Annotated in this window: 10 protein-coding genes; 4 read left to right on the plus strand and 6 right to left on the minus strand. The window is 64.2% G+C overall.

The window, feature by feature from the left end; all coding sequences use genetic code 11:
• Positions 1 to 35 precede the first annotated feature (35 nt).
• A complete protein-coding gene (locus tag IFU00_19865) occupies positions 36 to 623 on the minus strand; it encodes a TerD family protein (protein MBD8544536.1) in 588 nt (195 codons plus the stop codon).
• Positions 624 to 660: 37 nt separating this feature from the next.
• Positions 661 to 1,812 carry a toxic anion resistance protein gene (locus IFU00_19870; GenBank protein MBD8544537.1) on the minus strand — a complete coding sequence of 384 codons (1,152 nt, stop codon included), beginning with the start codon at positions 1,810 to 1,812 and terminating at the stop codon, positions 661 to 663.
• A gap of 156 nt (positions 1,813 to 1,968) precedes the next feature.
• On the opposite strand from IFU00_19870, the gene IFU00_19875 reads away from it, so the two are divergent.
• Positions 1,969 to 2,130, plus strand: coding sequence for a DUF2256 domain-containing protein (locus IFU00_19875; GenBank protein ID MBD8544538.1), 162 nt, complete (start codon positions 1,969 to 1,971; stop codon positions 2,128 to 2,130).
• Here the strand turns inward: IFU00_19875 and IFU00_19880 are convergent.
• Positions 2,063 to 3,631, minus strand: coding sequence for a hypothetical protein (locus IFU00_19880; GenBank protein MBD8544539.1), 1,569 nt, complete (start codon positions 3,629 to 3,631; stop codon positions 2,063 to 2,065). The genes IFU00_19875 and IFU00_19880 overlap by 68 nt on opposite strands.
• A 322-nt stretch (positions 3,632 to 3,953) precedes the next feature.
• Here IFU00_19880 and aqpZ point away from each other — a divergent pair, with 322 nt between their 5' ends.
• Both aqpZ and IFU00_19890 read left to right on the plus strand, forming a co-directional pair.
• On the plus strand, positions 3,954 to 4,739 hold the full coding sequence (gene aqpZ, locus IFU00_19885) for an aquaporin Z (protein ID MBD8544540.1): 786 nt from the start codon (positions 3,954 to 3,956) through the stop codon (positions 4,737 to 4,739).
• 251 nt (positions 4,740 to 4,990) lie between these two features.
• Positions 4,991 to 6,139, plus strand: coding sequence for a putative zinc-binding peptidase (locus tag IFU00_19890; GenBank protein ID MBD8544541.1), 1,149 nt, complete (start codon positions 4,991 to 4,993; stop codon positions 6,137 to 6,139).
• A 134-nt stretch (positions 6,140 to 6,273) separates the two neighbouring features.
• Here IFU00_19890 and IFU00_19895 read toward each other — a convergent pair whose 3' ends face one another.
• The 3 genes from IFU00_19895 to IFU00_19905 form a co-directional block, all read right to left on the minus strand.
• Positions 6,274 to 7,071, minus strand: a complete 798-nt coding sequence (locus IFU00_19895; GenBank protein ID MBD8544542.1) for a transglutaminase family protein — start codon at positions 7,069 to 7,071, stop codon at positions 6,274 to 6,276.
• 94 nt (positions 7,072 to 7,165) lie between these two features.
• Positions 7,166 to 8,224 carry an alpha-E domain-containing protein gene (locus IFU00_19900; GenBank protein ID MBD8544543.1) on the minus strand — a complete coding sequence of 353 codons (1,059 nt, stop codon included), beginning with the start codon at positions 8,222 to 8,224 and terminating at the stop codon, positions 7,166 to 7,168.
• Position 8,225: 1 nt separating this feature from the next.
• Positions 8,226 to 9,638, minus strand: a complete 1,413-nt coding sequence (locus IFU00_19905; protein MBD8544544.1) for a circularly permuted type 2 ATP-grasp protein — start codon at positions 9,636 to 9,638, stop codon at positions 8,226 to 8,228.
• Between the two features lie 202 nt (positions 9,639 to 9,840).
• On the opposite strand from IFU00_19905, the gene IFU00_19910 reads away from it, so the two are divergent.
• Positions 9,841 to 13,176, plus strand: coding sequence for a transglutaminase family protein (locus tag IFU00_19910; GenBank protein ID MBD8544545.1), 3,336 nt, complete (start codon positions 9,841 to 9,843; stop codon positions 13,174 to 13,176).
• Positions 13,177 to 13,192 lie beyond the last annotated feature (16 nt).

The raw sequence follows: 13,192 nt of genomic DNA on the forward strand, positions 1-13,192 counted from the left end.
GCGAACGGTGAGCGATAAAACGCGCGGGATCGGTCTCAGACCGTGCCACCCAGCTTGCGGATGAACGTCGCCAGATTGAGCTTGAAGCCGGCGCCGACCGCCTGGAAGCGCCATTCGCCATCCCGGCGATACAGCGAGCCGAATTGCAGCGCAGTCTTGTCCGAGTAGTCTTCGTTCAGGTCGTATTGCGCGATCGTCTCGCCCGTGTCGTCGTTGTACACCTTCACGTAGGCGCCACTGACGCGGCCGAAATTCTGCTTGCGCACCTCGGCGTCGTGGATCGTGACGACAATCGGCATTTCCACCACGGCCGCTTCGACCTTGGCCAGGTCGACGATGATGACTTCGTCGTCGCCATCCTTGTCGCCCGTGCGGTTGTCGCCCGAGTGCACCACCGCGCCATCGGGCGACGTGGTGTGGTTGTAATAGACGAAGTGGGCGTTGCTGATCATGACCGGGTGGTCGTCCGCGTCCTTCTTGCACAGGAAGACGGATGAATCGAGGTCGAACGCCTGGCCTTCGGCCGCATTGACCTTCCAGCCCAGGCCGATACGAACGCGCTTCAGGCCCGGCGCCGTCTTTTCGAGGTTGATGCGGTGGCCGGTTTCGAGCGTGGTCGACATGGATATTCCTTTATGAATGTGATGGGTCAGGTCGTGATTACTGCGCGCCGGGCGTTGACGCCGACGAGAAGCGCGTGATCAGTTCGCGCTCGAGTTCCTGCAGCTTCGGCAGCTCGTCCTTGCGGCGCTGCTGGCCTTCGTTCGAGATTTGCTCGAGCTTGTCGAACGCGGTCATCAGTTGCGTCTGCACGTGCTGGGCGGTTTCCAGGCTGACGATCGAGCGCTGCTTGACGCGGGCCACGGTTTCGGTGTTTTCCAGCAGCATGTCGGCCTGGGTGCGGAAGGCGGCGTCGGTCGCGTCGTAGGCAGCATTGGCCACGGCCGCGCTCTGCTTGGCTTCGAGCTGCAGCAGGTACAGCGAGAACACGTTGCGCCAGGCCGGGATCGACACGTTGACGATATCGGTGAACGTGTCGGTCAGCGCGCGCGCATTGTCTTGTGACAGCCGGATTTGCGGCACCATCTGCGTGGCCATCAGCATGGCGCGGCGCAGGTCGTCGATGCGCTTTTCGAGCCGCTCCAAGCGGCGTCGCAGTTCGGTCGCCTGCTGCGCCTCGAAGGCATTGGCCGGCGCCGCCTGCTGCGCGACCGCCTGCTGCAATTTGGCGGCCCAGGCCTCGCCCTTTTTGACGTCGGCGTCCAGGCCCTGGTAGTAGATTTCCAGGCCCTTGTACATCTCGTCGAAATCGCTGATGCGGCCGCGGTGCACGTTGGCATGGCGCGTCATTTCGGTCACCAAGGTGTCCATGCGCGATTCGACCACCTGGTACTGCGACAGCATCTTTTCCTTGACCGAGCCAAACATGCCCGTCACGCGCGCCATCAGGCCACCCGAGCGCAGCTTGGCCGGGTCGAGGCCCTTGGCGGTGGCGATCAGTTCGTTCAGTTGCGCGCCGAAGACATCGGCGTCGGATGCGCGCACGGTACCCAGCAGCTTGGCCGACACCTTGGCCACGCTGGCACCGGTGGCGCCGCCCAGGGCCTCGATGGCCTTGTCGTCAATGCCGGAGATGTCGACACGCACCAGCGGCGCCGCGCTTGCCTCGGGACGCAATGCCGGCAGCGCGTCGGTGCCGGCAGGACTGAACAAGGGCGGCAGCGACGGTGTTGCCGGCACTGCGGTTGGCACTGCGCCCGGCACTGCGGATGCTGCGTTCGCTTCTTCTTCGGCGGAGAACAGCGGCTTCATGGCAATCCTTCAGGTGTAAGGTAACGATATTGATAGCTTACCACCGGTCAAACCGGCTGAGCGAGTGTCACCTGACGACTGCGCCTGACGACGTCGTCACGATACGGATGCCATGCGTCGGCGCGCGCCCGCAACCGCTACAATCCCTCCATGAAGATGCGCAAGAAATCCGAGCTGCCCACCAAGATCTGCGCCCACTGCGCACTGCCGTTTGCCTGGCGCAAGAAGTGGGAGCGCGACTGGGAACAGGTCAAATATTGCTCGGAACGGTGCCGTCGTGCGGCGCCGCCGGGCCGGTCACCACCACATTCTGACTGACGGCCGTCCTGCGCCCGTCGCGCGCCACCACTGTCGCCGTTACCGCATACACGCCGGGCGTTGAAAAGCTGTGATTGGCGCTCGCGCTGCAGACGCTGTCCTCCTCCACGATCTTGCGCGCCGCTCCGCTACTGCCATCACCCCACGCCCACTCGACGCTGCGCGTGCCCGTTCGGTCGCCATCGACGAAGCTGACCGACGCCTGCAGCGGCACGCCGGCCTCGACCTGCGCAGGCAGGTCAAGCGGCCCCAGCGTGTGACCGCACATGCATCCCCGCTCTGGCCTCAGCAGTACCAGCCCCGCACTCGAGCCCGCGACGATCGCGCCGTTGTCACCGATCGCCAGCGCCTGGTCCAGCACGAGACCCGGTGGCGCATGGCGTAGCGCCCGGTTCAGGTCCAGCATGCCGCCTGCGGCGCTCCAGACGAAGGCGCGCATGGCACCAAGCCGGTCTTCGGCAAAACCGACGATCTGGCCCCGGGCGTTGACGGCGCGCGCGGCGGATGTGCGCCCGCCCAGCGTGCCAAGTTCGCGCATCCCGCGCTGGCGCGACCACGACATCGCCCTTTGATGCCCATCCGGATACCCGATGCTCCCGGCGATGTGCAGGCCGGGCGTCATCGTAATGACCGATGCGGAGGAACCGCGACCGGTACCAAGGTCGACCATGCCGGTGGCGCGCGTCCAGAGGAACGGCCGCGCGCCGCCATCGTCGAACGACGCGAACCGGTTGCCCGCCACCTCGCCCCCGGCCCCGACGGCCACCGGCGACGATTCGGCGCTGCCCAGCGTATCGATGTCGATGAGCCCATCCGAACGTGTCCAGACGAAAGTGCGCGTGAATTCGTCATCGATCGTCGTCACGCCGGCGACCAGGCCGGCGTCGTTGATCAAACGGCCGGACGCAGGCGCCGGAATGCCGGGCGTGATGCCCAGGTCTTCGACGCCGCTGGCAACGCCCCAGCGAAACGGATGCGCCGCATCGCCCATCGCGCCGGTGACGACGCCGTGGCTGTTGATGGCCCATCCATATGAACGACCACGGGATGGCGCGGCGCGCAGGTCGAGCATGCCGCCGCGCACGCTCCAGACGAACGCATTCTCGACGCCAGCGTCATTGAGCGAAGTGCCGGCCACCTGCCCGGCATCGTTCAGGTCGTTCACATACACGGCGCGGCCGCCCAGCGAACCCATCTCTCGTACGATCTTGCCATCGTAAAAGTAGCCATCCGTGCGATCGCCATGGATCAGCGAAAATGCGACGTGCCCTGACGCATTGATGCGTGGATAAGCCGCGATCGCGCCCGTGCCCAAATTGATCACGCGGTAGGCAGCCGGCGATAGGCGCGCGCTGTCATTGGCATGGACCGACGCTGGTGCCGGCTGCGCCAGCGCGGGACTGGTTGCCGCGAGTACCAGCGACCCTGCCCGCAAGCCCATGCACGCCAGCCACCGCATGGCGCTGGCAACCGACACCACCTTCCCCCAAATCCAATGCATGATTTCTCCAGTCAATGTTAAGCAGCGCCAATCGGTCGAGACCGGCACCATCGGCGATAGCGGGCAGCGCGGCAATCATGCACCGCGCCGCGCACGCACGGTACGGCGCGCACCGGAATCTCGCGCTGGTTTGTGCGGCGCCAATGTCCGCGGCGGCGGTCAATTTTCTCCAGACACGAGGTGCACAGTTTGTGGAACCTCCCGCGGCGCAGGGAGTCCTACCAACACCTGCGGCCGTCGACACTGCCACCACCTTCTCCACTGGTATCCGCTGGTGTCCGCTGCTGTTTCACATTGCAATAGTGATCTGAAGGAGACCACGATGAAAATCTACGGCGCCGAGTTTCTCGGCACATTCTGGCTGGTGATGGGCGGGTGCGGCAGCGCGGTGCTGGCTGCCGCATTTCCCGAACTGGGCATCGGCCTGCACGGCGTCGCGCTCGCCTTTGGCTTGTCCGTGCTCACGATGGCATACGCGATCGGCCACATCTCGGGTTGCCACCTGAATCCGGCGGTCTCGATCGGCCTCTGGGCCGGGGGCCGCTTTCCCGCGCGAGAGCTGTTTCCTTATATCGTGGCGCAGGTCGCCGGCGGCATCCTCGCCGGCGGCGTGCTGTATGCGATTGCCAGCGGCGCCCCTGGCTTTGACAGCGCCAATGGCTTTGCTGCCAATGGCTACGGCGATCATTCGCCAGGCGGTTATTCGCTGCTGTCAGGGCTGTTGAGCGAAGTGGTCATGACCACGTTTTTCCTGCTGATTATCCTGGGAGTGACCGACCAGCGTGCTCCCAAAGGATTTGCGCCAGTGGCAATCGGTTTCGCGCTGACCCTGATTCACCTGATCAGCATTCCTGTGACCAACACGTCCGTCAATCCTGCGCGCAGCACGGCCGTTGCCGTGTTTGCCGGCGACTGGGCCGTGGGGCAGCTATGGCTGTTCTGGATCGCGCCTATCGCCGGCGCATTACTTGGCGCCGCGCTCTACCGTGTCATTGGCGCGCAGGCGCCGGTGTCGGAACCGGTCGACGCGCCCGCTTACGGCCATGTGGAGCGGCGCCAGCGGCAGGTACGGGGCAGCGGCGTCGGCCGCGAGCAAGCCCAGCATTGACGTTCGGGTACCTGATCGACCGGCGCGGCAGAACGCCGGACCACCGAACCGCGCCGTCTTTCGGCGGTGTGATTTGTTGTTTTTTCTGCACATTTTTTAATGTAATTGGTGCGCGCGCCAAGGGCGTAGCAGGCGCGCGTCGCAGGGGGCGCACACGATATGAGGCATTGTCTTACATGATTAAACCCACATCGCATTTACTGTTAGATTGTTAATACACCTTCACTCCCAACCCTTCTATCAGTGCTGCTATGAAAACCTTTCACTGCGACAAATGTTCGCATCAGATCTTCTTCGAAAACACCCTCTGCTTCAATTGCGAAAGCACCCTGGGCTACCAGCCTTCCCAGCGCTCCATCAACAGCTTCGAGCAGGCTGAAGACGGCCTGTGGCGTAGCCTGAACCGCAAGGATGAAGGCAAGCTCTACAAGCAGTGCAGCAATTATGTGCAGCACAATGTGTGCAACTGGATGCTGCCGGCCGACGATCCGCATGAGTTGTGCGAATCATGCCAGCTGACAGTGGTGATCCCGGCGCTGACGTCGGAAAAGAACCGCGTCCTGTGGTCGCGCCTCGAAACCGCCAAGCGTCGCCTGCTGTTCTCGCTGGCCCAGCTGAACCTGACCCCGGCCTCGAAAGAAATCCAGCCGGATACCGGCCTGGCCTTCCAGTTCCTCGAAGATGGCGTGACCGACCAGTGCGTGATGACCGGCCACGACAATGGCCTGATCACGCTGAACATCGCCGAAGCCGATCCGGCCGAGCGCGAGCGCACGCGCGAACAGATGCACGAACGTTACCGCACGCTGCTGGGTCACTTCCGTCACGAGAGCGGCCACTATTATTTCGACCGCCTGGTTGCCGATACACCATGGATCGACAGCTACCGCGCCCTGTTCGGCGACGAGCGCCAGGATTATGGCGACGCACTCAAGCGGCACTACGAGAACGGTCCGGTCGCCGACTGGGAAGAGCGCTTCGTCAGCAGCTACGCCGCATCGCACCCGTGGGAAGACTGGGCTGAAACCTGGGCCCACTACCTGCACATGATCGATACGCTGGAAACCGCTCACTCGTGCGGCCTGTCGCTCAAGCCGGCCAAGGCCGATGAGCCGGAACTGGACAAGATCACGCTGCCAACGAAATCCGGCGCGTTCGAAGAAACGCTGAGCGACTGGTTCGCGCTGACCTATGTGCTCAACAGTCTGAACCGCAGCATCGGCATGCCGGATTCGTATCCATTCAAGCTGAGCACGCCTGTGCTGGAAAAGCTGGAATTCGTGCACAAGGTCGTGCGTGATCAGATGGGCAAGCCGTCGCTGGCTGCGCAGGCAGCGCAGGCACCGGCGCCTGCGCCAGCACCGGCAGCACCTGCAGCACCGGCACCAGCTGCCGTCTGAGCTTGAGTAGCGTGGACGGGTTTCCCGTCCACGCGTTCAACAATCCTTGGCGCGCCACAAGATCACGGTACCTTGAACGCGTGGACGGCATAGCCGTCCACGCTACGGCCGGGATGACAAGACAGCAGCAGGTGTCAACCCGGCGCGCCCTCCAGCAACGCCACCGTCACCTGCATCTCATGCAGCGCCAGCGCCGGCCCGAACTGCGTGAAGATCGCCACATCGGCTGCATCGCGCCCATACCCTATCGTCACGCGGCCGCCTCGCGGCCCATCCTGGCTCGCATCGAACGTGTACCAGCGCCCGCCCACATACGCCTCGAACCACGCATGCAGGTCCATCGGCACCAGCCCGTGCAGATAACCGGCGACGATCCGCGCCGGAATGCTCAGCGCGCGGCACAGCGCAATGCCCAGATGCGCCAGGTCGCGGCACACGCCTTCGCGGTATTCATTGACCTCGGTTGCCGCCATCTGGGTGTGATTCGACGCCGGATTGAACCGCACCTCGCGCCGGATCCAGTCGCTGATGCAGGCCACCTGGTCGTAGCCTGGCGCGACGCCGGCCACGATCGCGCTGGCCATCTCGGCAAACCGGTCGGATTCGCAATAGCGGCTCGGTAGCAGATAGAGCAGCACGTCCACCGGCAAGGTTGGCACCTCGTCGAACGGCGCACCTGGCGCGACATTGATGACCTGGTCGGTCAGCACGTCGGCCGAGGTCTGGATCGAAAATTCGCCGGGCGGCGCCGTCAGCCGCTGGCACAGGTTGCCGTAGGCATCCGTATATTCAAGCACTTGCACGCTCGGGGTGAGCGTATAGGATTCGCGCGCCACCCATTGCTGCGCACCGCTGCGCGGACGCAGCATCAGGATGAATGGCGTAGGGTATTCGACGGTGAAACTGAGCTTGCACCCGGTTCGCAACCACATTGCTGGCCCGCCTTCCTTCGTTAAAGTGAGCGCACCATCATGACGCAGGCTGGCCATGACGGTGCGCCGCGCCATTGTTTGGTGCGCGAGTTGTTCAACGCGTCTGCGACTGGGTCTGCGTCTGCGACGAGGTTTGCGACGATGTTTGCGACTGCGTCTGCGACTGGGTGGGCACCGGCACAGGCACCGGTACAACCTCCGGCAACTCCGGCGCCACCGGCAGCAGGAAGTCACGTCCAATGCCGTTACCCAGCTCGCCAATGCAGGCCAGGAACTTCGTCAAGAACTCGTGCAGGCCTTCATCGAGGATCTCGTTGATCTCGGCCGACTTGAGCGACGCATGCAGCTTTTCCGCCAGCCGCTCGGTGTCGTGCGATAGCTCGTTGCGCACATCCTGCAGCACGGCCACGACGGCGGCCATGCAGGCCACCAGCGAGCGCGGCATCTTGCCCTGCAGGATCAACAGCTCGGCCACGCGCGTCGGCGTGATCGCGTGGCGGTACACCTTGCGATAGGTTTCGAACGCAGATACCGAGCGCAGCAGCGCCGCCAGGTAATAGTATTCGCCCTGCGCGCCTTCCTGGATCGTGTCCGATGCCAGAAACCTGAACTTCACGTCGAGGATCCGCGCCGTGTTGTCGGCCCGTTCCAGAAAGGTGCCCAGGCGGATGAAGTTGAACGCTTCATCCTGGAACATCGTGCCCAGCGTGACGCCGCGCGACAGGTGCGAGCGGTACTTGACCCATTCCAGGAACTGGCCGGGATCGCGTTCGAACATGCGCTCGCTCAGGTGCTTTTGCAGCACGAGCCAGGTGGTGTTCTCGGTTTCCCAGACTTCGGTGGTCAAGGTGCCGCGCACGGCGCGGGCATTCTCGCGCGCGGCGCGCAGGCAGCTGGCGATCGACGACGGGTTGTCCGGGTCGCGCACCATGAAGTCGAGCACGTTCTTCTGCGTCAGTGCGTCGTACTTGGCGTCGAACTGGGCTTCGAGTTCGGACACGCTCAGCATCGTGCGCCAGCCCTGCTGCTCGGCCTGGACCGATTGCGGCATCAGAGAATACTGGACGCGCACGTCGAGCATGCGCGCCGTGTTTTCGGCCCGCTCGGTGTAGCGGGCCATCCAGAACAAATGATCTGCGGTGCGGCTCAACATGCTAGTTCTCCAGTATCCAGGTGTCCTTGGTGCCGCCGCCCTGCGACGAATTGACCACCAGGGAGCCTTCTTGCAACGCCACGCGGGTCAGTCCGCCCGGCACCATCGACACGGTCTTGCCCGACAACACGAACGGGCGCAGATCGATATGGCGCGGCGCGATGCCCGATTCGACATAGGTCGGGCACGCCGACAACGCCAGCGTCGGCTGGGCGATGTAGCCGTCCGGATTGGCCAGCACGCGGCGGCGGAAGTCTTCGATCTCGGCCGTCGTCGAGGCGGGTCCGACCAGCATCCCGTAGCCGCCGGCCCCGTGCACTTCCTTGACCACCAGTTGCGGCAAGTTCGCCAGCGTGTAGTCCAGGTGCTCTTTTTTGCGGCATTGGTAGGTCGGCACGTTGTTCAGGATCGGCTTTTCGCCGAGATAGAACTCGATCATGTCCGGCACGAACGGGTAGATCGACTTGTCGTCGGCCACGCCGGTACCGATGGCATTGGCCAGGCCGACGCGGCCGGCGCGCACGGCGTCGAGCAGGCCCGGCACGCCCAGCGTGGATTCGGGGCGGAACGCGCGTGGATCGAGGTAATCGTCGTCGATGCGGCGATAGATGACATCGACCTGCTTCGGGCCGCGCGTCGTGCGCATGTAGACGGTGTCGTTGCTGACATACAGGTCTTGCCCCTGCACCAGCGCCACGCCCATTTGCTGGGCCAGGAACGCGTGCTCGAAGTAGGCCGAATTGTGCATGCCGGGCGTGAGCACGACCACGGTCGGATCGTCGCCGCCATGCGGCGCCACGGTGCGCAGATTGTCGAGCAACAGGTCGGGATAATGGTCGACCGGCGCCACGCGGTTGCGGGCGAACAGCGCCGGGAACAGCCGCATCATCATCTTGCGGTTTTCCAGCATGTACGACACGCCCGACGGCACGCGCAGATTGTCTTCCAGGACGTAGAACTCGCCTTCGCCGGCGCGCACGATGTCGACGCCGGCAATGTGGGCGTAGATGTCCAAGGGCACCTTGACGCCTTGCATGGCCGGCCGGTACTGCGCGTTATTCAGGATCTGTTCGGCGGGAATGACGCCCGCCTTCAGGATGTTCTGGTCGTGGTACACATCGTGCAGGAAGCGGTTCAGCGCAGTCACGCGCTGCACCAGGCCGGCCTGCAGTTTGGCCCACTCGGCGGCGTTGATCACGCGCGGAATGATGTCGAATGGGATCAGCCGTTCCTTGCCGGCGTTGTCGCCGTACACAGCAAACGTGATCCCCACGCGTTGGAAGTTCAGCTCGGCTTCCGCCCGCTTCTGCTCGATCAGATGCGGGGGTTGCTGGCCGAGCCAATCCGCGAATGCCTGGTAATGAGGCCGCACAGTTGCCTCATTGGAATACATTTCATCGTAAAAGTTCGACATCATTGCCTCCTGTGCCAGAATACTAACAAGAAACGTGCCAGCCACCCCGTCCGACTCGCAAGTCAAACGAACGCAGGTATGAATCATGCTTAAATGCTCCTATCTTGCGCTTACTCAGCCCCCTGCTCAGTTGTGCGCAAATTAATACGACCAAATTCAGAGCGCCGGCATCGATCGCGCCCCAATCGAAAGGCACCACCGCATGGCTATCCGCGTTGCGCTTCATCACAAGACCAGCTACCGTTACGACCGCCTGGTCAATCTGTCACCGCATGAAGTGCGCCTGCGTCCGGCGCCACATGCGCGTACACCGATCCTGTCGTATTCACTGACCGTCCTGCCGAAAGAGCATTTCATCAACTGGCAGCAAGACCCGTACGGCAATTACATCGGCCGCTTCGTGTTCCCCGAACAAACCGACGTGCTCGAGTTCACGGTCGACCTCGTGGCGGACATGACGGTGATTAACCCGTTCGACTTCTTCGTCGAAAAATATGCCGAGACGTTCCCGTTCGCCTACCCGGACCTGCTGCAGTCGGAACTGAGCCCGTACACCAAGTCGCAAGAGCCAGGCCCACTGCTGACAGAGTGGGTTGCCAGCGCGCGGCGCGAACTGCTGGCCCAGCCGATGGGCACGAACGACTTCCTGGTGGCCATCAACCAGCGCCTGCAGCGCGACATCGCGTACCTGCTGCGGATGGAGCCGGGCGTGCAGGAGCCGGAAGACACGTTGCAGCTACGCTCCGGCTCATGCCGCGATACCGGCTGGCTGCTGGTGCAGATCCTGCGCGCGATGGGCCTGGCAGCGCGCTTCGTGTCGGGTTACCTGATCCAGCTCACCGCCGACCAGGAAGCGCTGGACGGCCCGAGCGGCACCACCGTCGACTTCACCGACCTGCACGCCTGGACCGAGGTGTATGTGCCGGGCGCCGGCTGGATTGGCCTCGACCCGACCTCGGGCATGCTGGCCAGCGAAGGCCATATTCCGCTGGCCTGCACGGCGATGCCGTCGTCGGCCGCACCGGTCACGGGCTTTACGGACAAGGCCGAGGTCACGTTCGTCCACGAAATGACGATCACGCGCATCCACGAAGACCCGCGCGTGACCAAGCCGTACACGGAACACGACTGGGACAAGATCAATCGCCTGGGCCAGCAGGTCGATTCTGACCTGGTGAACCAGGACGTGCGCCTGACGCAGGGCGGTGAGCCCACTTTTGTCTCGATCGACGACATGGACGGCGCCGAATGGAACACGCTGGCACACGGCGACAAGAAGCGCGAGCTGGCGGGCAACCTGATGCACCGCCTGAAGAACCATTTTGCACCGGGCGGCATGATTCATTACGGCCAGGGCAAGTGGTATCCGGGCGAGCCGCTGCCACGCTGGGCGCTGAACATCTTCTGGCGCGTCGACGGCCAGCCGATGTGGTTCGATCCGTCGCTGTTCTCGGACGAGCACATCGACGATGGCTACGGCAGCGAGGACGCTGGCCGCTTTGCTGCGGAGCTGGTCAAATCGCTCGGCCTGCCGGCCGGCAGCGCTATTCCCGCCTACGAAGACGTGCTGCTGCAAGCCCAGCGCGAGCAGGCGCTGCCGCGCAATCTCGATCCGCTGGACGCCGACCTGAAAGCACCGGAAGAGCGCCGCCGCCTGGCGCGCCTGCTCGAACGGGGCCTGGGCCAGGTGGCCGGCTACGTGCTGCCACTGAAAGCGCGCGAACACGATCCGTCCGTCATGCTCGGCACCAGCTGGCGCACGTCGCCGTGGCCACTCAAGCGCGAAAACCTGTACCTGATCGAGGGCGATTCGCCGATCGGCCTGCGCCTGCCGCTGGCCACGCTGCCGTGGGTGCTGCCCGAAGAGCGCGATCCCGATTTCGATGTCGACCCGTTCGCGCCGCGCGGCCCGCTCCCCGTTGGCAAGAAAGACAGGCGCCCGGTCCTGAGCGTGGCGCCCGGCAAATCGTCGAACAAGACGGCGCCTGTCGCAACTGACCCGGAAGCGCGCGAAGTCATCCACACCGCGCTGTGCCTCGAAGTGCGTGCGGGCCGCCTGTACATCTTCATGCCACCGCAAAAGCGCATCGAGGATTACCTGGCGCTCGTCACGGCGGTCGAGAACACGGCCGCCAAGCTGAAGATGAAGCTGCGCATCGAGGGTTACGCACCGCCGCGCGACCCGCGCATCAAGCTGCTCAGCGTCACGCCCGACCCGGGTGTCATCGAGGTCAATATTCATCCAGCGGCAAGCTGGCATGAGCTGGTCCACAACATGACGACGCTGTACCAGGAAGCGCGCCTGACGCGCCTGGGCACCGAGAAATTCATGCTCGACGGCCGCCACACCGGCACGGGCGGCGGCAACCACGCGACGCTGGGCGGCGCCACGGTCGAAGACAGCCCGATGCTGCGCCGGCCCGACCTGCTGAAAAGCCTGATCACGTACTGGCAAATCCACCCTGCCCTCTCGTACCTGTTCTCGGGCACCTTCATTGGCCCGACCAGCCAGGCGCCGCGCGTGGATGAAGCGCGCGACGATAACCTGTACGAACTGGCGATCGCCTTCCAGCAAATGGACAAGGTGCTGCCGACCATGCATCCCGGCGACAAGCCGTGGATGGTCGACCGCCTGCTGCGCAATATGCTGGTCGACCTGACGGGTAACACGCACCGTTCGGAGTTCTCGATCGACAAGCTGTACTCGCCGGACGGCCCGACCGGCCGCCTGGGACTGGTGGAATTCCGCGCGTTTGAAATGCCGCCGCACGAGCGCATGAGCCTGTTGCAAATGCTGCTGCTGCGCGCACTGGTCGCGCGCTTCTGGCGCCAGCCGCTGCAGGCCAAGCTCGTACACTGGGGCACGGCGCTGCACGACCGCTGGATGCTGCCGCATTTCGTCGCGCAGGATATCCGCGACGTGGCGAAGGACCTGCGCGCAGCCGGCTATGCGTTCGAGGACCACTGGTTCGAGCCGTTCATCGAATTCCGCTTCCCGCGCTTTGGCACCGTCGTCTACGAAGGCGTCGAGATGGAACTGCGCCAGGCGATCGAGCCGTGGAACGTGCTGGGCGAAGAAGTCAGCGCCGGCGGCACCGCGCGCTACGTCGATTCGTCGGTCGAGCGCATGCAGCTGCTGGTGCGCGGCCTGACCGACGGGCGCCACGTGGTGGCCTGCAATGGCCGCATGCTGCCGCTGCATCCGACCGGCGTGCCGGGCGAATACGTGGCCGGCGTGCGCTTCCGCGCCTGGAGCCCGTGGTCGGCGCTGCATCCGAGCATCCGGGTCCAGGCGCCGCTCGTGTTCGATCTGGTCGACACCTGGAGCGGGCGCTCGATCGGCGGCTGCACCTACCACGTCGTGCACCCGGGCGGGCGCAGCGAAACCGGCTCGCCGGTCAATGCCAATGCTGCCGAGGCACGCCGCTTTGCCCGTTTCTGGCCACACGGTCACACGCCGGGCCCGTTCACGGTGTACAAGGAAGACCTCAATCCGAGCTTCCCGATGACCCTCGATTTGCGCTGGCAGCCGATGTAACGCTGGCATTTGTTTC

It is taken from the genome of Oxalobacteraceae sp. CFBP 8761 (assembly GCA_014841595.1).
Taxonomy (GTDB): domain Bacteria; phylum Pseudomonadota; class Gammaproteobacteria; order Burkholderiales; family Burkholderiaceae_D; genus Telluria.

What these genes read in the sequence shown, in the direction of transcription:
- IFU00_19905 (MBD8544544.1), bottom strand. Translation starts at nt 9,638, where the DNA reads ATGTCGAACTTTTACGATGAAATGTATTCCAATGAGGCAACTGTGCGG.
- IFU00_19870 (MBD8544537.1), bottom strand. Translation starts at nt 1,812, where the DNA reads ATGAAGCCGCTGTTCTCCGCCGAAGAAGAAGCGAACGCAGCATCCGCA.
- IFU00_19900 (MBD8544543.1), bottom strand. Translation starts at nt 8,224, where the DNA reads ATGTTGAGCCGCACCGCAGATCATTTGTTCTGGATGGCCCGCTACACC.
- IFU00_19890 (MBD8544541.1), top strand. Translation starts at nt 4,991, where the DNA reads ATGAAAACCTTTCACTGCGACAAATGTTCGCATCAGATCTTCTTCGAA.
- IFU00_19910 (MBD8544545.1), top strand. Translation starts at nt 9,841, where the DNA reads ATGGCTATCCGCGTTGCGCTTCATCACAAGACCAGCTACCGTTACGAC.
- IFU00_19880 (MBD8544539.1), bottom strand. Translation starts at nt 3,631, where the DNA reads ATGCATTGGATTTGGGGGAAGGTGGTGTCGGTTGCCAGCGCCATGCGG.
- IFU00_19895 (MBD8544542.1), bottom strand. Translation starts at nt 7,071, where the DNA reads ATGTGGTTGCGAACCGGGTGCAAGCTCAGTTTCACCGTCGAATACCCT.
- IFU00_19865 (MBD8544536.1), bottom strand. Translation starts at nt 623, where the DNA reads ATGTCGACCACGCTCGAAACCGGCCACCGCATCAACCTCGAAAAGACG.
- IFU00_19875 (MBD8544538.1), top strand. Translation starts at nt 1,969, where the DNA reads ATGCGCAAGAAATCCGAGCTGCCCACCAAGATCTGCGCCCACTGCGCA.
- aqpZ (MBD8544540.1), top strand. Translation starts at nt 3,954, where the DNA reads ATGAAAATCTACGGCGCCGAGTTTCTCGGCACATTCTGGCTGGTGATG.